At 68.1% G+C, this 20,753-nt stretch carries 20 protein-coding genes; 13 read left to right on the forward strand and 7 right to left on the reverse strand.

All coding sequences use genetic code 11. The annotated features are described in order from the left end of the window. Nucleotides 1-80: 80 nt before the first annotated feature. Nucleotides 81-1,187 (reverse strand): flavodoxin-dependent (E)-4-hydroxy-3-methylbut-2-enyl-diphosphate synthase, encoded by a 1,107-nt coding sequence (gene ispG, locus STHE_RS02275; protein WP_012870948.1) that lies wholly within the window; start codon nt 1,185-1,187, stop codon nt 81-83. A gap of 130 nt (nt 1,188-1,317) precedes the next feature. Continuing rightward, a complete protein-coding gene (gene rseP / locus STHE_RS02280) occupies nt 1,318-2,637 on the reverse strand; it encodes an RIP metalloprotease RseP (RefSeq protein WP_012870949.1) in 1,320 nt (439 codons plus the stop codon). Nucleotides 2,638-3,145: 508 nt separating this feature from the next. On the opposite strand from rseP, the gene STHE_RS02285 reads away from it, so the two are divergent. Both STHE_RS02285 and STHE_RS02290 read left to right on the forward strand, forming a co-directional pair. Next, on the forward strand, nt 3,146-4,072 hold the full coding sequence (locus tag STHE_RS02285; RefSeq protein WP_245534870.1) for a tyrosine recombinase: 927 nt from the start codon (nt 3,146-3,148) through the stop codon (nt 4,070-4,072). A 134-nt stretch (nt 4,073-4,206) separates the two neighbouring features. Continuing rightward, nucleotides 4,207-5,616: a glycine--tRNA ligase gene (locus tag STHE_RS02290; RefSeq protein ID WP_012870951.1), complete on the forward strand. Its 1,410-nt coding sequence runs from the start codon at nt 4,207-4,209 to the stop codon at nt 5,614-5,616. 90 nt (nt 5,617-5,706) lie between these two features. On the opposite strand, the gene STHE_RS02295 is transcribed toward STHE_RS02290, so the two are convergent. Further along, the gene (locus STHE_RS02295; protein ID WP_012870952.1) at nt 5,707-6,585 is read right to left on the reverse strand and encodes a ParB/RepB/Spo0J family partition protein; all 879 of its coding nucleotides are present in this window, start codon (nt 6,583-6,585) and stop codon (nt 5,707-5,709) included. 125 nt (nt 6,586-6,710) lie between these two features. Here STHE_RS02295 and STHE_RS02300 point away from each other — a divergent pair, with 125 nt between their 5' ends. After that, entirely contained in the window at nt 6,711-7,658 is a 948-nt protein-coding gene (locus STHE_RS02300; protein ID WP_012870953.1) for a CPBP family intramembrane glutamic endopeptidase, read from the forward strand. 24 nt (nt 7,659-7,682) lie between these two features. On the opposite strand, the gene STHE_RS02305 is transcribed toward STHE_RS02300, so the two are convergent. Together STHE_RS02305 and STHE_RS02310 are read right to left on the reverse strand one after the other, a co-directional pair. Beyond that, nucleotides 7,683-9,410 carry a zf-HC2 domain-containing protein gene (locus STHE_RS02305; RefSeq protein ID WP_012870954.1) on the reverse strand — a complete coding sequence of 576 codons (1,728 nt, stop codon included), beginning with the start codon at nt 9,408-9,410 and terminating at the stop codon, nt 7,683-7,685. Continuing rightward, complete coding sequence (locus STHE_RS02310) at nt 9,407-9,952, reverse strand: RNA polymerase sigma factor (RefSeq protein ID WP_245534872.1); 546 nt, start codon at nt 9,950-9,952, stop codon at nt 9,407-9,409. Before STHE_RS02310 ends, STHE_RS02305 begins: the two co-directional genes overlap by 4 nt. Before the next feature lie 463 nt (nt 9,953-10,415). On the opposite strand from STHE_RS02310, the gene rplS reads away from it, so the two are divergent. The 4 genes from rplS to STHE_RS02330 are packed head-to-tail and all read left to right on the forward strand — an operon-like array spanning nt 10,416 to nt 12,395. Further along, the gene (gene rplS / locus STHE_RS02315; RefSeq protein WP_012870956.1) at nt 10,416-10,787 is read left to right on the forward strand and encodes a 50S ribosomal protein L19; all 372 of its coding nucleotides are present in this window, start codon (nt 10,416-10,418) and stop codon (nt 10,785-10,787) included. 18 nt (nt 10,788-10,805) lie between these two features. Then, nucleotides 10,806-11,507: a ribonuclease HII gene (locus STHE_RS02320; protein ID WP_012870957.1), complete on the forward strand. Its 702-nt coding sequence runs from the start codon at nt 10,806-10,808 to the stop codon at nt 11,505-11,507. Then, nucleotides 11,504-11,872: a YraN family protein gene (locus STHE_RS02325; RefSeq protein WP_012870958.1), complete on the forward strand. Its 369-nt coding sequence runs from the start codon at nt 11,504-11,506 to the stop codon at nt 11,870-11,872. Before STHE_RS02320 ends, STHE_RS02325 begins: the two co-directional genes overlap by 4 nt. A 19-nt stretch (nt 11,873-11,891) precedes the next feature. Further along, the gene (locus tag STHE_RS02330; protein WP_012870959.1) at nt 11,892-12,395 is read left to right on the forward strand and encodes a MogA/MoaB family molybdenum cofactor biosynthesis protein; all 504 of its coding nucleotides are present in this window, start codon (nt 11,892-11,894) and stop codon (nt 12,393-12,395) included. Between the two features lie 127 nt (nt 12,396-12,522). Here the strand turns inward: STHE_RS02330 and STHE_RS02335 are convergent, their stop codons facing one another. Next, on the reverse strand, nt 12,523-13,446 hold the full coding sequence (locus STHE_RS02335) for an IS982 family transposase (RefSeq protein ID WP_012870960.1): 924 nt from the start codon (nt 13,444-13,446) through the stop codon (nt 12,523-12,525). 288 nt (nt 13,447-13,734) lie between these two features. Between STHE_RS02335 and hisS the strand changes: the two genes are divergently transcribed. Genes hisS through STHE_RS02350 form a run of 3 tightly spaced genes read left to right on the forward strand, consistent with a single transcriptional unit; the run spans nt 13,735 to nt 15,979 of the window. Then, on the forward strand, nt 13,735-15,102 hold the full coding sequence (gene hisS, locus STHE_RS02340; protein ID WP_012870961.1) for a histidine--tRNA ligase: 1,368 nt from the start codon (nt 13,735-13,737) through the stop codon (nt 15,100-15,102). Further along, nucleotides 15,080-15,355 carry a hypothetical protein gene (locus STHE_RS02345; RefSeq protein ID WP_012870962.1) on the forward strand — a complete coding sequence of 92 codons (276 nt, stop codon included), beginning with the start codon at nt 15,080-15,082 and terminating at the stop codon, nt 15,353-15,355. Before hisS ends, STHE_RS02345 begins: the two co-directional genes overlap by 23 nt. Nucleotides 15,356-15,391: 36 nt before the next feature. Further along, nucleotides 15,392-15,979: a sugar phosphate isomerase/epimerase family protein gene (locus STHE_RS02350; protein ID WP_012870963.1), complete on the forward strand. Its 588-nt coding sequence runs from the start codon at nt 15,392-15,394 to the stop codon at nt 15,977-15,979. Between the two features lie 28 nt (nt 15,980-16,007). On the opposite strand, the gene STHE_RS02355 is transcribed toward STHE_RS02350, so the two are convergent. After that, on the reverse strand, nt 16,008-17,327 hold the full coding sequence (locus tag STHE_RS02355; RefSeq protein ID WP_041398731.1) for a glycosyltransferase family 4 protein: 1,320 nt from the start codon (nt 17,325-17,327) through the stop codon (nt 16,008-16,010). Between the two features lie 187 nt (nt 17,328-17,514). Here STHE_RS02355 and STHE_RS02360 point away from each other — a divergent pair, with 187 nt between their 5' ends. The 3 genes from STHE_RS02360 (at nt 17,515) to STHE_RS02370 (ending at nt 20,739) form a co-directional block, all read left to right on the forward strand. Next, entirely contained in the window at nt 17,515-18,210 is a 696-nt protein-coding gene (locus tag STHE_RS02360) for a PIG-L deacetylase family protein (RefSeq protein ID WP_012870965.1), read from the forward strand. A 165-nt stretch (nt 18,211-18,375) separates the two neighbouring features. Next, nucleotides 18,376-19,425: a GTP 3',8-cyclase MoaA gene (gene moaA, locus STHE_RS02365; protein WP_012870966.1), complete on the forward strand. Its 1,050-nt coding sequence runs from the start codon at nt 18,376-18,378 to the stop codon at nt 19,423-19,425. 123 nt (nt 19,426-19,548) lie between these two features. Next, nucleotides 19,549-20,739, forward strand: a complete 1,191-nt coding sequence (locus STHE_RS02370; protein ID WP_012870967.1) for a M24 family metallopeptidase — start codon at nt 19,549-19,551, stop codon at nt 20,737-20,739. Nucleotides 20,740-20,753: the final 14 nt, after the last annotated feature.

Raw genomic sequence — 20,753 nt, forward strand, 5'->3', positions numbered from 1 at the left:
GGGTAACCGTGATGCCGGTGAAACCGCTGGCCGAGGGCATTACGCGCTCCCGTCGCGTCTGCCGCGGCGTGGATGGCGGCTCAGGCTTCGCCGCGCTCGGCGAGGATTGCTTGGATCTCCTCCTTGAGCGCAGGGACGATCTCGTCCTCCTCGACCCGGCGGACGATCTGGCCCTTGCGGAAGATCACGCCCTTGCCGCGTCCGGCCGCCACGCCGACGTCGGAGTCCCGGGCCTCGCCGGGGCCGTTGACGACGCAACCCATGACCGCCACCTTGATCGGCGCCTTGATGTTCTTGATGTACTCGTCAACCTCGTTCGCCAGCTTGAAGAGGTCAACCTCGACACGCCCGCAGGTGGGGCAGGCGACGAGGGTGGCGCCGTGCTGGCGCAGGCCGAGGCTCTTGAGGATCTCGTAGGCGACGAAGACCTCCTCGACCGGGTCGGTGGTCAGTGAGACCCGGATCGTGTCCCCGATGCCCTCGGCCAGCAGGGTGCCGATGCCCACGGCGGAGCGGATCGTACCGGCCTTGGGCGTGCCCGCCTCGGTGACGCCCAGGTGGAGCGGGTAGTCGTTGAGCGGGGCCATGCGCCGGTAGGCCTCGAGCATCACTGGCACCTCGAAGGCCTTGAGCGAGATCTTGATGTCCCCGAAGTCGAGGTCCTCCAGGATCTTCACGTGGCCCAGCGCCGTGCGGACCATGTGCTCGGCGATCAGTTCGACCTGGCTGGCGTTCTTCTCCGCCATCTCGTCCACGAAGTCGCGGCTCATCGGCGGGAGCGAGCCGAAGTTGACGCCGATGCGGATCGGGATCCCCCGCTCCTTGGCCTTCGTCACGACCTCGCGCACGTCCTCCGGCTTGCGGATATTGCCGGGGTTGAGCCGCAACCCGTGGATCCCGGCATCGATCGCCTTGAGGGCCAGCGTGTGCTCGAAGTGGATGTCGGCGATCAGCGGGACCGGCGAGTGGGGCACGATCTCAGGCAGCGCGGCTGCCGCGACGCGGTCGGGCACGGCGATGCGGACGATCTCGCAGCCGGCATCAGCCAGCTCATGAATCTGGCGCAGTGTGGCCTTCGGATCGCGCGTGTCGGCGGTTGCCATCGATTGCACGACGACCGGGGCACCGCCACCGATCTGCACGTCACCGACGTGGATGGCGCGGGTCTTTCGACGCGGGGCTACCATGAACGGTGGACCTCCCTCGTGCGGCCGCGCACCTCGGCGCCGGGGCAACCCCACGCCCGGCGCGGCCCGGCTGGCGTGTCACCCTGAGTGTGCGTCATGTGATGACCTGCTGTCCAGCGGGGCACGGGCGCTACCGCAAGAACGACTGGCCGCTGACCAGGCGCTCGATGTCGATGAAGGCGACGACGAACATGAACGCCAGCAGCAGGACCAGGCCGACGAAGTGGACGACTCCCTCCTTCTCGGGGGAGACGCGCTTGCCGCGGATGAACTCGATCGCCACGAAGAGCAGTCGCCCGCCGTCCAGTGCCGGCAGCGGCAGCAGGTTCAGGATGGCGAGATTCAGCGACAGGAGCACCATGAGATTGGTGAGCGTGACCCACGTCGGCGCGCTGCTGACGGCCAGCACCTCTGAGGTCAACTGGCCCATGCCGATGGGGCCGGTGATGCCGCTGAAGGGCACCGTCCCGCGCAGGAGCTGCACCAGGCCGTGGAACATCTGGACGACGACGTTCCACGTTTCGCTGATGCCCCGGGGCACGATCTGCCACCAGGGCAGCGGGTGGTAGACGACGTCCTGGCGGACGGCGAGGCCGATGTGTACCTCCGACTGCGCCGGGGTGATCGCCGGCACCGACAGGGTCAGCTCTACCGGGGCGCCATCGCGCTCGACCACCACCGGGACAGTCGTCCCGGCGGCGTTGCGGAGTGCCAGCAGGTAGGCAGAGCCGTCCTGGATCGGCTGGCCACCGACCTGGACCACAATGTCGCCGGGTTGGATGCCCGCCTGCTCGGCCGGGCTGCCCGGATCGACGCTGTCAACTTCCATCCGCGCCGCGGCGGCACTGGTAATCAGGATGCCGGTCCGCCCGGAGCCGGGCGGGGGATTCTCGCGCGGGACGACCTCGGTCTCCACTGTCTGGCCGTTACGCAGGAGTGTCACCGGCATCGGCTGGCCGGCGTGCTCCTCGGTGATCGCCACGACCTGGTCGACCGAGGTGACCTCCTTGCCGGCGACGGTGAGGAAGCGGTCGCCCGACTGCCACCCGGCCGCCTGCGCCGGGGAGTCCGGCTGCACCTCGGAGACGTAGACGTTCATCCGTGCCTCGCCCTGGATGCCGACCAGGGCGGTCATCAGCACGAAGGCGAGCAAGAAGTTCATCAGCGACCCGGCGGAGATGAACAGGGTCCGCTGGAGTCGCGACTTCGCCTGCATGCTCCCGGGATCGAACGACTTACCGTCCTCACCAAGGACGCGCACGAAGCCGCCGAGCGGGATCAGGTTGATCGAGTAGATGATGCCGTTGCGCCGGATACCGAACAGGCGCGGCGGGAGCCCGATCCCGAACTCTTCGACCTTGATGCCGACAAGTCGCGCTGTGACGAAGTGCCCGATCTCGTGGACGAGGATCAAGATTGCCAGGATCGGGATGATGTAAAGTGCATTCACTTGATGTACCTCAGAAGCCCGCGTGAGCAGTGCTTCCCAGATGAACCGCGGAAGCGGCCGTGATCGTCCCCCAATCGTACCGGTCAGTACCTACTCCCGTCAACGAGAACTGGTACCGAGGTGGGAGACTGGCGGGGGAGGCGTGGGCACGTGTTAGAATGGGCCGGCCGTGGGTTCCTCAGCGTTGATTCGTTCCACTCTCACCCCGGCGATCAGATCGGCTCGACGAGGTCGGGTCCGGCGATAGGGTGCGACCGTACACGGGGTTCTTCGTTAATCCCGTCAAGGGCTGCTTGCGCGGCGGTGCCCATTGCCGATGCATGCTGCGTGCTCTACACTCCCGGTGGTGTCCTTCTGTCATTGGTGACAGGACCACGGGCTAGCCGGTGTGGCGCGGGGTCGCCGATGCGACACGAATTCCAGCGTTCCGCGTTCCGGCATGCACGCAAGCGCGACCGAGATGACTACTCCTGCTCCGGCAACCGGACGCGCAGACACGTCTAGGAGGATGGTGGTGGAGGAACGGATCGAGCGGTTCCTCGCCGCGCTGGGGCGAGATCGGGGGTTCTCGCCTAACACCGTATCGGCCTATCGGAACGACCTCAGCCAGTTCTGCCATTTCCTCTGCGAGCAACATGTGCTGCAGTCCTGGGCCGAACTCACGGGGACCATCCTGACCAACTACGTGCTCTACCTGCGCGAGCGCGGCTACGCCAATGCGACGGTGGCGCGCAAGGTGGCGGCGGTCAAGTCGTTCTGTCACTATCTGGTGGAGTGCGGGGAGCTTCGGCACGATCCGGCGGCGGAATTGCCGTCGCCCAAGGTGGACAAGTTCATCCCGCGGGCGATCACGCCGGAGCAGGTCGAGGCGCTGCTGGCCCAGCCGGCGCGGGAGCGCACGCCGGAGGCGCTCCGTGACAAGGCGATGCTGGAAACGCTCTATGCCAGCGGGATGCGGGTCAGCGAGCTGACGGCCCTGAACGTCGACGATCTCGACCTGGAGGCCGGGCGCGTCCGCTGCGGCAACAAGCCCGAGCGCCAGAGGTGGGTGCCCCTGAGCAGCAGCGCGATCGCCGCGCTCGATGAGTATTTGCAGCTCGGTCGCCCCTTCCTGCGCCAGTCGCCAGCCGAGCAGGCGCTCTTCCTCAACCACCGGGGCAGCCGGCTGACCCGCCAGGGCTTCTGGCTCATCCTCAAGTCGTACGCCGAGGCCGCCGAGTTGGGGGACATCACGCCGCACACCCTGCGGCACACCTTCGCCGCACACGCACTCACCCGTGGCCGCGCACTCCGCGAGGTCCAGCAGGTGTTGGGCCACGTCAGCATCTCCACCACCCAGGTCTATCAGCAGGTTGCCGCACAGGTGGGGCGCGCCAACGGGCATGCCCTCGTCTCGACCGTCGCGGCGTGCTACGATAACGACGGGTCGGAGTGAGGCATCCCAGGGGCGACGCTGCCACTCGCTCCGGTCGTTTCGGTAGCTCACGGGGTCCCCTCGTCGTCCCGACGGGGGGTTTTCGTCATTGAGAGCCGATGATGCGCGGCGACGATGCGGAAGGGCTCAGCGAGATGCACGCGGAGGAGACGCCATCGACGCCGGTGGCGATGGACACGATCGTGGCCCTGGCCAAGCGGCGTGGCTTCGTGTTCCAGGGGAGCGAGATTTACGGCGGGCTGGCCAATACCTGGGACTACGGACCGCTCGGCGTGGAGTTGCGCCGGAACATCAAGAACGCCTGGTGGCACTTCTTCGTCCAGCTCCGGCGCGACATCGTGGGGTTGGACGGCTCGATCCTGCTCCACCCGCGTGCGTGGGAGGCGTCGGGCCACGTCGACGAGTTCAACGACCCGCTGGTCGATTGCCGCAACTGCCAGACGCGCTACCGTGCCGACAACTTGATCGAGGAGCGACTGGGGCGGAATGTCGATGGCGCCACCATTGAGGAGATGACCCGCGTCATCAAGGAGTCCAATCTCGCCTGCCCGGTCTGCGGCCAGCGGGACTGGACGGAGGTGCGCCAGTTCAACCTCATGTTCCGCACCTTCCTCGGTCCGGTCGAGGCCAGCGGCACGCAGGCATTCCTCCGCCCGGAGACGGCGCAGGCGATCTTCCTCGATTACCGGAACGTGCTGCAGTCGAGCCGGGTGAAGATCCCCTTCGGGATCGCCCAGATCGGCAAGGCTTTCCGCAACGAGATCACGCCCGGGAACTTCATCTTCCGACTGCTCGAGTTCGAGCAGATGGAGATCGAGTACTTCATCCGCCCCGAGGGCTGGGAGCCGGTCTTCGAGGAGTGGCTTGACGCGATGCAGGCGTTCTTCCGCTTCATCGGGCTGGGCGAGGCACGCCTGCGCCAGCGGGAGCACGGGCCGGACGAGCTCTCGCACTACTCGAAGCGGACGGTGGACTTCGAATATGAGTTCCCGTTCGGTTGGAAAGAGTTGTGCGGCCTTGCCTACCGGACCGACTTCGATCTGCGGCGCCATCAGGAGTACAGCGGGGTCGACCTGACCTACTTCGACCAGGCGACGGGGGAGCGCTTCCTGCCACACGTGGTCGAGCCGACGATGGGCGTCGAGCGGCTGATGCTGGCCCTCATGGTGGACGCCTACCACGAGGAGGACGCCGTCGACGTTGCCGGCAAGCCGTACCGGCGCGTCGTGCTCCGGTTCCACCCGCGCATGGCGCCCTACAAGGCCGCGGTGCTCCCGCTGATGAAGAAGCCGGAGCTGGTGGCCAAGGCGAATGAGGTGTGGGATCTGCTGCGCCCGGAGTTCCCGACCGACTACGACGAGACGCAGAGCATCGGGCGGCGCTACCGGCGACAGGATGAGATCGGGACGCCCTTCTGCGTGACGATCGACTACGACACGCTGGAGGACGACTCGGTCACGATTCGCGACCGCGACAGCATGGAGCAGGTGCGGGTGCCGATTGCGGAGCTTGTCCCAACCCTGCGCGAGCGTCTGGAGCGGTAGCGCATCCGGAGCGCCGACATCGTGCCGGCTTCCGTCCTCGCCTCGCACGGGAAACGACGAGAGCCCGGTGGGTGTCGGCGCTCCTGGCTGCTACAGTTCGTCTTCGTTGTCGCCGACGATGCGCCGGTAGATACCGTCGAGTTCTTCCTCGGTGAAGAAATGGATCACGATGCGGCCGCCGGAGCGACCCTTGCGCAGCTCCACTTTCGTCCCCAGCGCGCGCCGGAACTGGTCCTCCAGCCGCTGCAGGGACGGGGGTGGGGGAGCCGGCTCGCGCGTGGTCCGGCGCCGGCCTTCGCGCCACTCCCGCACCAACTGCTCGGTCTGGCGCACGCTCAGATCGCGGGCAATGACGATCTGGAGTGCGGCCACCTGCTCGACGGCCAGCGGCAAGCCCAGGAGGGCCCGCGCGTGGCCCTCGGTGATCTGACCAACGGCCACCGCGGCACGGACCTCCTCGGGTGCGTCCAGGATACGGAGGGCGTTCGTGATCGCCACGCGGCTCTTGCCGACGCGCGCCGCTACCTCCGCCTGGGTCAGGCCGAACTCCTCGATCAACTGCCGGTAGGCGGTGGCCTCCTCGATGACGGTCAGGTCGGCCCGCTGCACGTTCTCGACCAGCGCCACTTCGAGCAGCTCGCGCGGGGTCGAGTCGCGGATGAGCGCAGGGACCGTGCGCAACCCGGCCAGACGGGCGGCACGCCAGCGTCGCTCGCCCGCTACGATGCGGTAGGGGACCGGGCCGTCGTTGTGAGCCAGGAGCAAGGGTTGGATCACGCCGTGCTCGCGGATGGAGGCGGCGAGGCTGGCGAGTTGTTCCGGGTCGAAGTCAGTGCGCGGCTGAAACGGGTTCGGCTCGATGGCGTCGATCTCAACCTCCTGAACCCCGCCGCTGCCGCCCGCTTGTCCGGCCTGGGCCTGGATCAGGGCGTCGAGACCCCGGCCGAGTCCCCCTTTGCGCTGCGCCATCCCCTATGCTCCTCCGTTGCCACGAGCCTCTTGGCACGGTGAGTGTAGCATGGATGCCGGCGAGGGCCCGGCTCTTGCCCTGACAGGCCGGGGCGCCCCGGCCGATCGAGAGGGAGCATCGCTGCATGGGAGCGGTCATCGGGTTCGCGTTTGTCACCGTTGGGATCGGTGCGCTGCTGTCGGCGTGGGCGCACTTCGCTGATACGAGCCGCGCGCTGCGCGTGCTGCTGTACGTCGTCTTCGGCGGGTTCAGCCTGCTGATCCTCCTGGGCGGTATCGGCGTGCTGTTGCTCAGCGACGAGATGCCGGAACCGGGCATCACGCAGGTCGGCGGGCTGGCAGTCCTGGGACTCGGGTTGGGGCTGGGTCTCCCGCTCGTACCCTTTGTGCGCCGCGTGCTTGCGCGCGTGATGCCCTTCGATCCGGACTCGGTGCCGGACATGGTCGGCCTTTCGCTCCTCTCTGCGACGATGCTCGCCTTCCCGCTGCTCGGCGAGGGGATGTCGGACGTCGGCGGGGTCTATGGGCCGGTGCAGCGCGGCGAACTCGTGGTCCAGACGGTGATTTTCGTGCTCCTTGCGTTCGTGGTCGTTGGGACATTCATCACCCGCGACCTGGGATCGGCCGTGCGGCGGCTTGGCCTCTGGATGCCGACGCTGCGTCAGGTCGCGCTCGCCCTGGCCCTGGTGGTGGTCGCGTTCATCATCGCCGGGGTGGCCGGGGCGCTCACTCAAGTCTTTCAGCCGGAACTCGTGCAGGAGATCGAGGAGCGCATGCGCTCCGTGACCCAGGAGGTCACCAACGTTCCGGGGGCGCTCCTCCTGGGTTTGAGCGCCGGGATCGGCGAAGAGATCTTTTTCCGCGGCGCGATTCAACCCCGATACGGGATCGTCTTCACCTCGCTGGTCTTCACCGCGATCCACGTGCAGTACGACTTCAGCCTGATCCTGCTGGGTGTCTTCGCGTTGTCTGTCATGCTGGGACTGGAGCGCAAGTACATGGGGACCGTGGCGGCCATCATCACGCACGCGGCCTACAACACCCTCTCGGTGCTGCTCCAGGCAGCGGTGTAATCGCGCTGTTTCGGGCGTAGCGGGTTAGGGACCCGGCGTGCCATCCGGGGTAGCGTCAGGGGTTGCCGCCGGGGTTCCCGGGGCGGCGCTCTCGGTCGGCGCCGGACTCGCGTCCGGCGACGTGGTGAGCTCGGGAGACGCTGGATCCGTGGGTTCGGCTGTCGGCTCGGGCGAGGCCGGGTCATCGGACGGTGACGGCTCCGGCGTTGGGGTCAGGAGATCACCGCGGCCGGAGCTGTCGGGGTAGACCTCCCACTGACCCTGATAGGGGGTCGCCGGATCGAAGTAGAGGACGTAGACGTAGCCCGTGTCGCTGTAGAGCATCAGCCCGTTGGCGAACTCCTGGATACGCCCGTCCATCGGCTCATGGGCGGTCTCGGTGGTGGCGTAGCCGAGCTGCTCCTGGATCGTGGGGTTCTCCGCCCACAGCTTGCCGAAGGACTTGGTCGGGATCCAGAGGTTCGGCTCCGGCGCCGGCCCACCATACACGGGATCGTCCGCCGTCCAGGTGTCGGGCGCGCTGAACCAGACCCCGTTGCTCTGGAGGACGTAGATCGTGCGGGTGTCGAAGCGCGCGTACATCGTGCCGCGCTGGAAGTCGAGCACTCCGGCTGCGGCGCTGTAGGCGCCCGGCGGTGTGGGGGCGCCCAGCCGGTCACGAACGTCCTCGTAGGCCCAGTAGACGCTGCCGAACGCGCCCGTAACGGGGACGGGTGTCGCGGCCGGCGGTGTCCCCGGCGACGGCGAGCCGTCCGGTGGCGGTGAGGCCGCCGGCGGCTGGGTGGGCACCGGCGTGCTGGTCGGCGCCACGGTGGGCGGAGTGGTCGGCGTCGGGCTGGGTGCCGGCTGGGTGGCCGTCGGATTCGGCTGTGGCTGGGTGGGAGTCACCGTCGGCCCCGCACCTACCGGCGCGGTCGGCTGGCCACTCGTGGCCGTCGGTTCGGGTTGCGTCGGCGGCACCGTCGGCGGCGGATTCGTCGCGGTCGGAGCCTGAGTCACGACCGCCGCAGGCTGGGTGGGAGACGTCGGCCGCGCCTCGGTCGGAGGCGGCGTCGGTGTCGGCTCCTGGGCGAGCACCGTGGTGGTTCGCAGGCGTAACTCCCATGGGGTTCGCAGTGAGCCGCCGTAGGCGTCCTTGGCGCCGGGCAGGATGATGATGCGGTAGTCGGTGTTGGCCAGAAGCGGCACTGTCTCGCTCGGGCTGGCGCCGATGATCATGGTGTTGCCGCGCCAGCTAATCGGCAGCCGTTCTTTCTCCGACGGTGGGTAAATCCGCAAGTGCTCCACGACCGACTCGGGGTCCATCGGCTTGTTGAAGGTGATCTCGATCGGTCGTTGGACGGGCCACTCCTGCACGGTCGTGGGTGGCGCGCCGGTCACCGCCGGCGGGAGGACGCGTTCGTAGCCGTGCATGAGGACGAAGGCGGTTGCAATCAGGAGCACGGCGACCGCGCCGACGGCGGAGAGCCCGATGCGGGCCCCGGAGATCCCGAACCAGCGCTGGAAGCGCGACGGTTCGCCGCGTTCGATGGTCTCCTCCCAGACCCGTCGTTGAATGTCAGCAGGTGGCGTTGGTGGTGGTGGTAGGTGGCGAACTTGCTCGCGGAGGAGTTGATACTCTTGGAGGAGGGTTGTGCAGTCTTCGCAGATGGCAAGGTGCTCGAGGAGCCTCCGGGTCTCGTCCGGCATCAACTCCCCATCCATATAGGCCGATATCAGGGGCCGGATGGACTTGCACCCTGGCCGGCTCATGAGCGAGACGCTTCCTCCAGCCGCCGGTAGGTCCGGCGAAATTCTTCCCGCGCGCGGAAGAGGACTGACTTAACCGCGGAGCGGGAGAGCCCCATCACCTGCCCGATGTCCTCGCACGACATACCCTCGAACTCGCGAAGGATGAGCGCCATGCGATTCCGTGGGCTCATCTGCTGGAGGACCTGGTGCACGGTGGCTTGCGTCTCCTGGCTCAGGGCCTGACGCTCCGGATCGTCCATTGGACGACCGTGGAGGAGGTGCTCGTGCTTGTGGGCTTCCCAGGGAAGCCACCGAATGCGTTGACGCCGTCGGAGCACGTCGAGGCAGGCATTGGACGCAATCCGGTGTAACCAGGCCGAGATATTCAGGTCATCGGACGTCTGCGACAGCGCCCGGTACGCCCGGATGAAGCACTCTTGCGTCAGATCGCTGGCATCTTCGGCGTTGCCCATCATGCGGTAGATGAAGCCGTAGATCTGCCGCTCGTAGTGCTGGAAGATTGCCTCGAATGCTGCCTGGTCTCCCTCCTTCGCCCGGCTCACCCATATGGCCTCGTCCGCAGGAACGACGGCAGAGCCATCCATATGAGGTCCTCCGTATCCATGTAACGAGCGTGCCACCTGATTGGTTGTGGAACGCGCCACGGCGCGACCCGACCGGGGCGAAGAGGTCGCTCAACCCCAAGCGCGAACAACGGTGTCGATTCGCCAAGACGATACCTGATTCGATCCCGGGATGCAACCGGTTCTGGTCCGTCACCGGGAAGGGCTTTCACCCTGTTTCGCCCGCTGGGACTGGTCTAACGCCCACTGTGTCCGTACGGGGCGGGGCGAAACAGGGTGAACGATACACCGAATTGGTCCCCGCTGTCTGCCCCGCCGGCTTCGTTGCGGGGCAGCGCACGTGGGTGCTATACTGCGCCCGGCCCGCGAGCGACGGGCTTCTCTTTGCATGGGCATGAACGGCGACCGGTGGGCCGCGACGGAGTGTGGGAGTAGCACAGCGATGGTGGACGTAATCAGGAGTATCGAGCAGGAACACCTGCGGGATGACGTCCCGCACTTTGGGCCTGGTGACACGGTGCGGGTCCACGTCAAGGTCGTCGAAGGTAACCGCGAGCGCATTCAGCCGTTCGAGGGCGTCGTTATCCGGCGACGGGGCGGCGGCATCAACGAGAACTTCACGGTGCGCCGGATCGCGTCCCACGGCATCGGTGTCGAGCGCACGTTCCCGATCCACAGCCCACGCATCGACAAGATCGAGGTGCTGCGGCACGGTAAGGTGCGGCGGGCGAAGCTGTACTACCTACGCGGACGGACCGGGCGCGCCGCTCGGATCAAGGAGCGACGTCGACCGGCCGGCAACTACCTGCGGTAGCCCGCGGGCATGGATGTGATGAGCAACGGGTATGGCGAGGAGCGGTGCGTCAGCGCCGCTCCTGTGCTTTCAACGCCGGGTCGCACCGAGCCCTCCATCCACATCGAGGCGGAACTCTGGGCGCGGGGGCTGCGCCTGGTCGCCGGCGTGGACGAGGTGGGCCGCGGCTGCGTGGCCGGGCCAGTCGTGGCAGCCGCCTGCATCCTCCCTCCGGGGATCGAGGACATTCCCGGCGTGCGCGACTCTAAGACGCTCTCAGCCCGACAGCGCGAGCGGCTGGCGGAGGAGATCCGCCGCGTGGCGCTCGGGATCGGGCTGGGTGCGGCCTCGCGCCGGGAAATCGATCAATACAACATCCGCCAGGCCAGTGCGCTCGCCATGCGCCGCGCGCTGGCGCGCCTCGGCGCGTGGGACTTTGTGCTCTACGACGGGCGACCATTGCCCGAACTCGACCCGGAGCGCACCATGGCCGTGGTGAAAGGTGACGCGTCCTGCCTCTCGATCGCCTGCGCCTCCATCCTGGCCAAGGTCACCCGCGACGCACTCATGGCACGGCTGGCGCGGCGCCACCCCGAGTACGGCTGGGAGCGCAACGCGGGGTACGGCACAGCGGAGCACCTCGACGCGCTGCTTCGCGTCGGTCCCACCCCGCACCACCGCCGCACGTTCGCCCCGGTGCGCGACCTCCTCGCTGCCCAAGATCCCGGAGCCCGGCCGTGACTCGCCGCCGCCTGGGCGACGCCGGAGAGCGGCACGCCGAGCGGGTCCTGACCGCACGCGGCTGGCGCATCCTCGACCGGCAGTGGCGCGGAGAAGCTGGCGAGATCGACCTCGTTGCCCTCGACGGTGACGTGCTGGTGCTGGTCGAGGTGAAGACCCGGCGCGGCGACCGCTTCGGCACGGCGGAGGAGGCGGTCAGCCCGGCGAAGGCGGCGCGGCTCCTGGCGCTGGGCGAGGAGTACGTCGCGGCGCACCCGGAGCACAGCGAGCGGGTGTGGCGCGTCGATCTGGTGGCGATCACGCTGGACGCGCGCGGCGCGGTGGAGCGGCTCACCCACGTGCCGGACGCCTATTACACCGGGTAGCCTGGAGGAGGGCTGGACGATGAGCGCATCGACCCAGGAGCATCGGGCGCAGGCGCCGGAGTCGGTCACCTGCGCGGTGATCACCGTCAGCGACACCCGGACGCCCGAGACGGACCGAAGCGGCGCACTGATTCGCGAGCGGCTGACCGAGGCCGGCCACCAGGTGGTTGCCTACCGGATCGTGCCCGACGAGCCGGACCAGGTCGGTGCCCTGATCGACGAACTGGCGGGAACCTGCGATGCAATCATCCTCAACGGCGGCACCGGCATCGCGCGGCGGGATACGACCTACGACGCGGTAGCGGCGCGCCTGGAGAAACGGCTGGACGGCTTCGGCGAGCTGTTCCGCATGTTGAGCTATGCGGAGATCGGCGCCGCGGCGATGCTCTCCCGCGCCGTGGCCGGGGTCTACCGCGACACGCTCCTCTTCCTCACCCCGGGGTCGAGCAATGCCGTGGCTCTGGCCATGGACAAGCTCATCATCCCCGAGATCGCCCATATGGTGTACGAGATCCGGAAATAGGGTCCAGGGCCGCGCGGTTACGACCGTATCCCCGGAGTGTGAGCCTAGCTATGCCCGAGCCGGCTTCAGCCGGCTTTTCTTGTCAGCCCGGCGGCTTCAACGCTTGGTGTGAGTTAGGGCGCCGTGGCTACCAGGTGATCAGGTTCGCCACCGCCAGCAGCGGCCGTCCCCGCTGCCGATTTAGCCAGCAGCAGAGATTGTGCAGCGCCACCCGGGCCGCCAGCCGCGCCTGGAAGCCCGCCAGCGTGTGCGGCCGCTCGCGCTCCAGCCCGAAGGTGTGCAGCAGCCGCCCGATGACCGTCTCCACGATCTGGCGATGCCGGGCCGCCCAGCGGCGGACCGCCTTGGGCCAGCGCCGCCGACTGCCTCGCTGCGGGGTGGCCACCAGCGTCACCCCGTAGGTGGCCGCCAGGTGCGCCTCGTAGTCCTCGCCGGCAAAGCCACTATCCGCCAGATAGGTCGCCACCGGCGTGCCGACACTGGGCAGGCGGGGATCGGGGTGGGCCCGACAGGCAATCAGGGTCTCGGCGAGGGACCGCTCATTGGTGCTGGCCGGGGCCACGCCCCAGCCGGTGATCGCCCCCTCCAGGCTGACGGCGGTCAGCACGCGGAAGCCGGCAAACCAGCCCAGGCGCAAGCTGAAGCCGATGTTGGCCTCGCCGGCCAGCCAGCCCCGCCCGCGGCGCTTGGCGTTGCGCACCGGAGCCGGCGCCACATCGAGCACATCCACCGCCACTGGCCCCCGGCCAAGTTGGTCTGCCAGGTAGAGGGCGAACTGGGCCAGGGCGACCTGATGCCGCCGCAGCAGCCGGTTGTATTGGCTGCGGTGGGGCAGGGTCGGGAAGTAGGGGCGCAGGTGGCGCTCGGCGTAGCGGTAGAAGTCCTGCTCACTGGAGAACTTCATCCACTGCCCGAAGATGGCCAGGGTCAGCACCTCGCTGCGGCTCAGGGCCGGCGCGGGGCCGGGGCGGTGGGGCTCCGGGGGCAGGTGGGTCTGGCAGAAGGTGTCGACCAGGACATAGACTGTAATCAGGAAGGTGTCCACATCCATCGGGTGCTCCTTTCGTGGGAGACGGATACGAGCTATCTCCCGTATGGAAGTGGGCACCTTCCTGTGTCAAGAGGGCACAGCATGCCCCGGCTAACTCACACCAAGCGTTTCAGCCCCGGGCACGTGCCACGGCGCGGCGATCCTCACACCACCCGTGCCAGACACGGCAGCGCCTGCGCCCCTGATCTTCTTTTCCCGGCCTGAGCCGGCACCTGGGACAGGTCGGGCGGGCGCCTTTGGTATGATCCTCGCGGCGTGATGATGGGGTTGCGCGGAAGGATGGAGACCATGGCGCAGAGTGGGGGACGGCCCGTGCGGCCACCGCAAGTCCTCAAGGGGATGCGAGACATCCTGCCCCAGCAGATGGTGCTGCGCCAGCATGTCATCAGTACCTTCCGGCGCGTCTTCGAGCGGTACGGCTTCGAGCCGATCGAGACGCCCGTGCTGGAGTACCTCGACGTCCTGACCGGGAAGTACGGCGAGGACGAGAAGCTGATCTACCACTTCACGGATCGCGGCGGGCGCGAGGTCGGGATGCGCTACGACCTGACGGTTCCGCTGGCGCGCTTCGTCGCCACCCATCGCCATGAACTCTCGTTCCCGTTCAAGCGCTACCACATCGAGCCGGTCTTCCGCGCCGATCGGCCGCAGCGCGGACGCTACCGGCAGTTCTGGCAGTGCGACGCCGACATCGTCGGCACGGCCTCGATGCTGGCCGACGCCGAGGTCATCATGGTCTGGATCGACGCGCTGTCGGCCATCCACATGCCGAACTTCGTGATCCACATCAACCACCGCAAGCTGCTCCAGAGCATGGCCCAGTTCGCCGGGGTGCCGGAGGCGCAGGCAGTGACGATCCACCGGGCTATCGACAAGCTCGGCAAGATCGGCCGTGAGGGCGTGCGCGAGGAGATGCTGCAGAACGGCATCTCTCCAGAGGCGGCGGACCGGGTGCTCGACCTGGTCGAGCTGGAGGGTGAGCCGGAGGTGGTCCTGGCTGAGCTGCGGACCCGCCTCGCGGGGAATCAGCTCGCCCAGGAGGGTATCGCCGATCTCGAGGAGTTGTTCCGCTACCTGGGCGAGATGAACGCCGATCCGAAGCATTACTGTCTGGATCTGGCGCTCGCGCGCGGGCTGGACTACTACACCGGTCCGGTCTTCGAGGCGATGGTTTCGGAACCGAACATCGGCTCGCTCGGCGGTGCCGGGCGCTACGACCACCTCATCGGCATGTTCCTGGGCGAGGACATCCCGGCCACCGGCGCCTCGCTCGGCCTGGAGCGCATCATCGACGTCATCCAGGAGCTGAACCTGCTGCCGCAGCCGCGGACGGTGACGGACGTGCTGGTGACGATCTTCGGCGACGAGGAGCTGGGCGCCTCGCTGGGATTCGTCAGCCAGCTCCGCGCTGCCGGCATCAACGCCGAGGTCTACCTGGGCGAGCGGCGTGACCTGCGCCGGCAGATGCAGTACGCCGACCGCAAGGGGATCCCGCTGGCGGCCTTCCTTGGCCCGGAGGAGATCGCGGCGGGGACGGTGAACCTGCGGGTCATGGCGAGCGGCGAGCAGTTCACCGTGCCGGTCGGGGAGGCGGTCGACACGATTGATCGCCTGCGGGTGCGGGAGCGCGACAGTGACGGTGCTGCTGGGGAATAGCGGCGCGCCGCGCTGGTACCAGGGCGGGCCGGAGCGGCTGACGGCCTACCTGGAGCGACTGCGCACCTGGGGCGCGACTGCTACGGAGGTGGTCCTGCACCACGGCCCGGCGGACGAGCGCACCGCGCGTGTCCACCTCCTTGACCAGGATTGGGAGCGTGTCCTCCGGTGCTACCGGGATGCCGGGATTGCCGTGCAGGTGCATGTCTCTCTCGACCCGCGCTTCGCGACCCAGCGCTGGCTCGACGAGTAGGAGGCGCTGGCGCGCGAGTACGAGCCAATCCTGGGGGTGGTGCGCGACCTGGCTGCCGAGCAGGGCCGGGCGGTGGTCGTGCTTCACGGGGCGGCTGATCCGGCCCGCAGCTACGAGGAAAACCGGCGAGCCACCGTTGGGTTGCTGGCGTGGCTGGCAGAGGCAGCGGAGCGAATGCCGGGCGAGGTGCTGGTCGGCCTGGAGTTGGGTGCGATGAAGCCGGACCGGCCTGCTGCGACCGCCCGGTCGCGCGCTGACGTGCTGGCGCTGGTGCAGGCGGTGGATTCGCCCCGCGTCGGTATCTGCTGGGACCTGGCGCACGACTGCGAGAACGCCGCCCACGAGCCGGGCTGGACGCCCGTGCCGAGCGCCGAGTTCCTCGACCGGGTGGTCCATGTTCACGTACACGACCTGGGAGATGACGGCGCCTCGCATTACCCGCCACTGCTGGGGCGTGTGCCCATCGCCGAGCAGCTTGGGGCGCTGGCTGCCCGCCGTCCCCTGCCATCGATCATCATGGAAGTGCGCTGGCGCTGTGCGGCGCGGTTAGGCGACCCGTGGGATCTGCTCGGTGAGAGTTACCGGCGCGTCGGTGCGACCGTCGCGGAGTTGACCCGGCGCTAGGCGGTCCGGGTCGGTTCCCCGCTCGTCGTCATCGAGTGCGGGCGGGGGTCTCCTCGTCGACCGGTGCCGCTTCGGGAACGCGGCCGTTGGCGGTCAGCGTCGGGTGCCCCTGGGGAGCGCGTGCGGGACACGTTCCGAGGATCTTGCCGTACACGGCGAGCAGCTCGTGGACACGGGTGCGCCAGGAGAGGTGCGCGATCGCGCGCTCACGCAGGCGAACGCCGCGCGCTACTGCCTGCTCCGGCCGCTCCAGCAGCCAGAGGATCCGATCGGCGAAGGCGGCCGCGTCGCCGAGGGGTGCGTAGACCCCTAGGTCACCCAGGATCTCCCGGTTGGCGGGAGCGTCGAAGGCGACGACCGGCAGGCCCATCGCCATGTAGTTGTAGAGCTTGCCGTTCCCCTCGGTCAGCGACATCTTCGGTGCGACGGCCACCTCGCCGAGCGCCAGATAGCGGGGAGCCTCGGCATAGGGAATGCGGCCCGGGAAGCTCATATGACGCCCGAGCCCGAGACTCTCCGCCTTGAGGCGATAACGCTCGTTGCCAGGAAACCCCATGACCAGGAAGAACGCGTTCGGCTCGTGCGTTAGCACCCGTTGGGCGGCCTCCAGGAGGAGGTCGGCGCCCTGGTAGGGGGCGAGCAGGCCGAGGTAGACGATCACACGGGCCGACTCCGGGATGCCGAAGAGCTGGCGGAGTTCCGCGCGCTCCGCGTCGGTGACGGCCGCGGGAGAAAAGCGGTCGGTGTCGACCGCATCCAGCACCGTCGTCACGCGTTCGGGCGGGTAGCCGCGTTTGAGGAGGCGGGAGCGTGCGTTGTCGGTGCTGGCGATGATATGGTCTGGCAGGCGGTCGATCAGGTGTTCCAACCGGCGGACAGCGGCCTGGACGCGCCCGTTGCGGCGCAAGAAGCCGTGGTCGAGCATTTCCTCGGTGAGGCTGCCCTGGTAGTCGAACACCAGAGGGCGACGGATCAGCCGGGCCAGGACGCCGCCGATGAGGGCACCCTCGTGGAGGTGGGCGTGGATCAGGTCGGGCCGGATGCGCAGGGCCGTGCGCAGGACCTCCAGCGAGAGGACGGCGTCGAGGTACAACTTGTGGCGCGAGGAGCCGACGACGATCCGCTTGCGCCAGGGGACATCGAGCGAGCGGCGGATGTCAAGCCCGGGCACGTCGTTGCCGTTGTGGTAGGTGCAGATGGTGACCTGGTGGCCCAGCTCCAGGAGCGCACGCGTCTCCTCGTAGATGCGGACGTGGCAGCCGTAGTCGGCGAAGAAGGACGTAGGGGCGATCATCAGCACCCGGAGCGGACGAGTTAGTTTGCCCGGGATTGGTGACACGCGTGACATCCCTCCCTTCCCTGCGTGCCATTGTACGCGCCTGGGGCGCCCGGCGTCGTGGGCGGTCCCCCAGAACGAACGCCGGGAGGTGCGGGTGGTCGCGCGCGTGGATGGCTTGACGGCAGCGGCGCTTGCGCGGATAGTCACGCGCAACAGGCCGCAAGCCGAATGACGAAAGGGTGTGTGGGGTTCACGTATGAGTGCGGAAGAGCACCAGCGGGTCATGGTCGTTGTCGCCCATCCGGACGACATGGAGTTCAGCTCGGCGGGCACCGTCGCCAAGTTCATCCGTGAGGGGCGCGAGGTGGTACTGGTTCAGTGCACCTCGGGCGACAAAGGGACCGCACGCCGGGATATTACGTCTGAGGAGCTGGCCGCGCTGCGGGAAGAGGAGGAACGCGAGGCGTGCCGGCGCCTGGGCGTTCAGCACGTTGAGTTCCTGCGGCTGGGCGATGGGGAGTTGATGCCCGACCTCAATTTCCGTGAGAAGATCGTGCGCCAGATCCGGAGGCACCGGCCGGACATCGTCATCACTCACGACCCGTTCCGGCCCTACGCGCTTCACCCGGACCACCGGGCGGTCGGGATCACGACGGTCGACTCGGTCTATCCCACGGCACGCGATCCACTCTACTTCCCCGAGCATCTGGACGAAGGCCTTGAGCCGCACAAGGTCGCGGAACTCTGGCTCTTCGGCGCCGAGTACCCCGACACCTACATCGATATCAGCGACACGTTCGAGGCCAAGATCCACGCGCTCCGGGCTCACGTCAGCCAGGTTGGGGAGGCAAAGGACCTTGAGGAGCGCATACGGCAGCGTGCCGCCGAGGTCGGGGAGCCGCAGGGCATCGCGCTGGCCGAGGCGTTCAAGGTGATCAAGATGCGCCGGTGAGCGGCAGCTCGGCGGCGCCGAGATCCGAAACCATTTCGTTGCGAATGTGTGCCGACCCTGTTATCGTAGAATGCAACTAGAACATCGCGTCAGGGCAGGCGACCGGCCGCCGTCCCCGGCGGCCGCGGGTTGGTCACCCGCCCGCGTCGTGCGGAAGGAATGCTGATGGCCGTACCACTTACCGTTACCCCGCCGGTCACTGACGAGCGGGCGATCCCGCGTTTCGGGGAGCGTCTGACCCGTGATGCCTACGGTCGGCCGATGACCTACCTGCGGATCTCCCTGACCGACCGCTGCAACCTGCGCTGCGTCTACTGTATGCCCGCCATCGGGGCCAAGTTCGCCCCGCGCGACGAGCTGCTGACGGACGAGGAGATCATCACCGTCGTCCGCGCTGCGGCGAAGATCGGCTTCTCCAAGATCCGGTTGACCGGCGGCGAGCCGACGGTCCGCCCGCATGTGGTCGACATCGTGCGCGAGATCGCGAACACGCCGGGTATCGACGATGTGTCGATGACCACGAACGGGCTGCTCCTGGCGCGGTTGGCAGAGGATCTCAAGGCCGCCGGGCTCCGGCGCGTCAACGTTAGCATCGATACCCTCAAGCCGGACCGCTTCACCCGCATCACGCGCGGCGGGAAGATCGAGAAGGTGTGGGCGGGCATCGAAGCGGCAGAGGCGGCGGGGCTGACCCCGATCAAGTTGAACGCCGTCGTCGTGCGTGGGCAGAACGACGACGAGGTGGCCGACCTGGCCGCGCTCACGATCGACCGCCCCTGGCAGATGCGCTTCATCGAGGTGATGCCGCTCGAAGGCGTGGGGGACGTGCACGACTCGGGTCTGGTGACGACCGCCGAGACCATGGACCTGATCGAGCAGGTGCACGGCCCGCTGGAGGGACTGGAAGCGCCGCCCGGCGATCCGGCCCGCATCTACCGTATTCAGGGGGCGAAGGGCACCATCGGGTTCATCAGCCCGGTGAGCCAGCCGTTCTGCGCGTTCTGCAACCGCATCCGCCTGACGGCAGACGGCAAGTTGCGCCTCTGCCTGCTGCGGAACGACGAGGTGGACGTGCGGGACATCCTGCGCAGCGGCGGCACCGAGGAGGACCTCATCGAGCAGATCCGCTTCGGCGTCTGGCGCAAGCCCTGGGGCCACGGCCTGGCCGAGGGCGACCGCAACACCGGCCGGGGGATGAGCCAGATCGGCGGGTAGCGGTGTGATGCGTCATGCGTCACCCGTCATACGTCATGCCTGTGTCCTGCTCCGTACTGCGTCTTGCGTGAGGCGTGATGCGTGACGGATGACGCATGACGCGTGACGGATGACGGAGGACGCATGGGCGCGAATCTGGTGCGGGAGAAGCTGGCGCAGGCGACGGAGATCCTCGACGAGCTCGACATCGACCTCTGGCTCGTCGTGGCGCGGGAGAGTGACACGCTCGGTGACCCGAGCCTGCCGCTGGTGGTCGGTACCAGCGTCACCTGGGAGTCCGCCTTCTTAATCTCTCGCACCGGACGGCACCGCGCCATCGTCGGCACGGGCGATGTCGAGAACATCAAGCAGACCGGTGCCTGGGACGATGTGGTCGGCTATGTCGAGGGGATCAGCGATCCGCTGCGGCAGGCTATCGCCGAGTACGATCCCAACCGGATCGCCCTGAATTTCTCCAAGGACAACAACATCGCCGACGGGCTGACCTACGGGATGTACCTGGTGCTCCAGGACATTCTGGGCGATACCCCGTACTGGAGCCGGGTGGTGTCGGGGGAGCCGGTCGCCTCCCGCGTGCGCAGCCGCAAGTCGCCGGAGGAGCAGCGACGCATTCGGGCTGCCGTGGCGACCACGGTCGAGATCTGGGAGGAGCTGCGGCAGTGGTTGCGGCCGGGGCTGAGCGAGCGCGAGATCGCTGCCTTCATGCACGAGCGGGTGGCGGCGCGCGGGCTGACGACGGCGTGGGACCCGCGCTACTGCCCGACCGTCACCGCGGGCCCCGATTCCCCGGTCGGCCACGTGGGGCCAACGGACATCGCGGTCGAGCCGGGGCACCTGCTGTCGCTCGACTTCGGCGTCCGCCAGGAGGAGTACACCTCGGACCTGCAACGCACCTTCTACTTCCTGCGGCCGGGTGAGACGTCGGCGCCGCCCGAGGTCGAGCGAGCGTTCGGTATCATCTCGGGGGCTATCCAGGCTGCGGCGGAGGCGCTGAAGCCGGGCGTGCAGGGCTGGGAAGTGGACCAGGTCGCGCGGGACATCTTCGCCCGGGAGGGCGTGCCTCCGTGGGAGTTCGGCCTGGGGCACCAAGTGGGGCGTGCCGTCCATGACGGGGGCTGCCTGCTCGGGCCGCGGTGGGAGCGCTACGGCCAGCGGCCCTACGACCGGGTGGAGAAGGATCAGGTCTACACACTTGAGATCGGCATGACCGTGCCGGGTTATGGCCGCGTCAACCTGGAGGAGGACGTGGTCGTCACCGCAGATGGCTGCGAGTTCTTGACGCCGCCGCAGCGGGAGCCGATCTTGATCGGGTAGGAGCGAGCCGGCAG

Origin of the sequence: Sphaerobacter thermophilus DSM 20745, from assembly GCF_000024985.1 — a bacterium.
GTDB classification, from domain to species: domain Bacteria; phylum Chloroflexota; class Chloroflexia; order Thermomicrobiales; family Thermomicrobiaceae; genus Sphaerobacter; species Sphaerobacter thermophilus.

What these genes read in the sequence shown, in the direction of transcription:
- STHE_RS02320 (WP_012870957.1), top strand. Translation starts at nt 10,806, where the DNA reads ATGAGCAACGGGTATGGCGAGGAGCGGTGCGTCAGCGCCGCTCCTGTG.
- moaA (WP_012870966.1), top strand. Translation starts at nt 18,376, where the DNA reads ATGGCCGTACCACTTACCGTTACCCCGCCGGTCACTGACGAGCGGGCG.
- STHE_RS02285 (WP_245534870.1), top strand. Translation starts at nt 3,146, where the DNA reads ATGGTGGTGGAGGAACGGATCGAGCGGTTCCTCGCCGCGCTGGGGCGA.
- STHE_RS02330 (WP_012870959.1), top strand. Translation starts at nt 11,892, where the DNA reads ATGAGCGCATCGACCCAGGAGCATCGGGCGCAGGCGCCGGAGTCGGTC.
- STHE_RS02295 (WP_012870952.1), bottom strand. Translation starts at nt 6,585, where the DNA reads ATGGCGCAGCGCAAAGGGGGACTCGGCCGGGGTCTCGACGCCCTGATC.
- STHE_RS02300 (WP_012870953.1), top strand. Translation starts at nt 6,711, where the DNA reads ATGGGAGCGGTCATCGGGTTCGCGTTTGTCACCGTTGGGATCGGTGCG.
- hisS (WP_012870961.1), top strand. Translation starts at nt 13,735, where the DNA reads ATGGCGCAGAGTGGGGGACGGCCCGTGCGGCCACCGCAAGTCCTCAAG.
- STHE_RS02360 (WP_012870965.1), top strand. Translation starts at nt 17,515, where the DNA reads ATGAGTGCGGAAGAGCACCAGCGGGTCATGGTCGTTGTCGCCCATCCG.
- STHE_RS02305 (WP_012870954.1), bottom strand. Translation starts at nt 9,410, where the DNA reads ATGAGCCGGCCAGGGTGCAAGTCCATCCGGCCCCTGATATCGGCCTAT.
- ispG (WP_012870948.1), bottom strand. Translation starts at nt 1,187, where the DNA reads ATGGTAGCCCCGCGTCGAAAGACCCGCGCCATCCACGTCGGTGACGTG.
- STHE_RS02290 (WP_012870951.1), top strand. Translation starts at nt 4,207, where the DNA reads ATGCACGCGGAGGAGACGCCATCGACGCCGGTGGCGATGGACACGATC.
- rplS (WP_012870956.1), top strand. Translation starts at nt 10,416, where the DNA reads ATGGTGGACGTAATCAGGAGTATCGAGCAGGAACACCTGCGGGATGAC.
- STHE_RS02355 (WP_041398731.1), bottom strand. Translation starts at nt 17,327, where the DNA reads ATGTCACGCGTGTCACCAATCCCGGGCAAACTAACTCGTCCGCTCCGG.
- STHE_RS02335 (WP_012870960.1), bottom strand. Translation starts at nt 13,446, where the DNA reads ATGGATGTGGACACCTTCCTGATTACAGTCTATGTCCTGGTCGACACC.
- STHE_RS02370 (WP_012870967.1), top strand. Translation starts at nt 19,549, where the DNA reads ATGGGCGCGAATCTGGTGCGGGAGAAGCTGGCGCAGGCGACGGAGATC.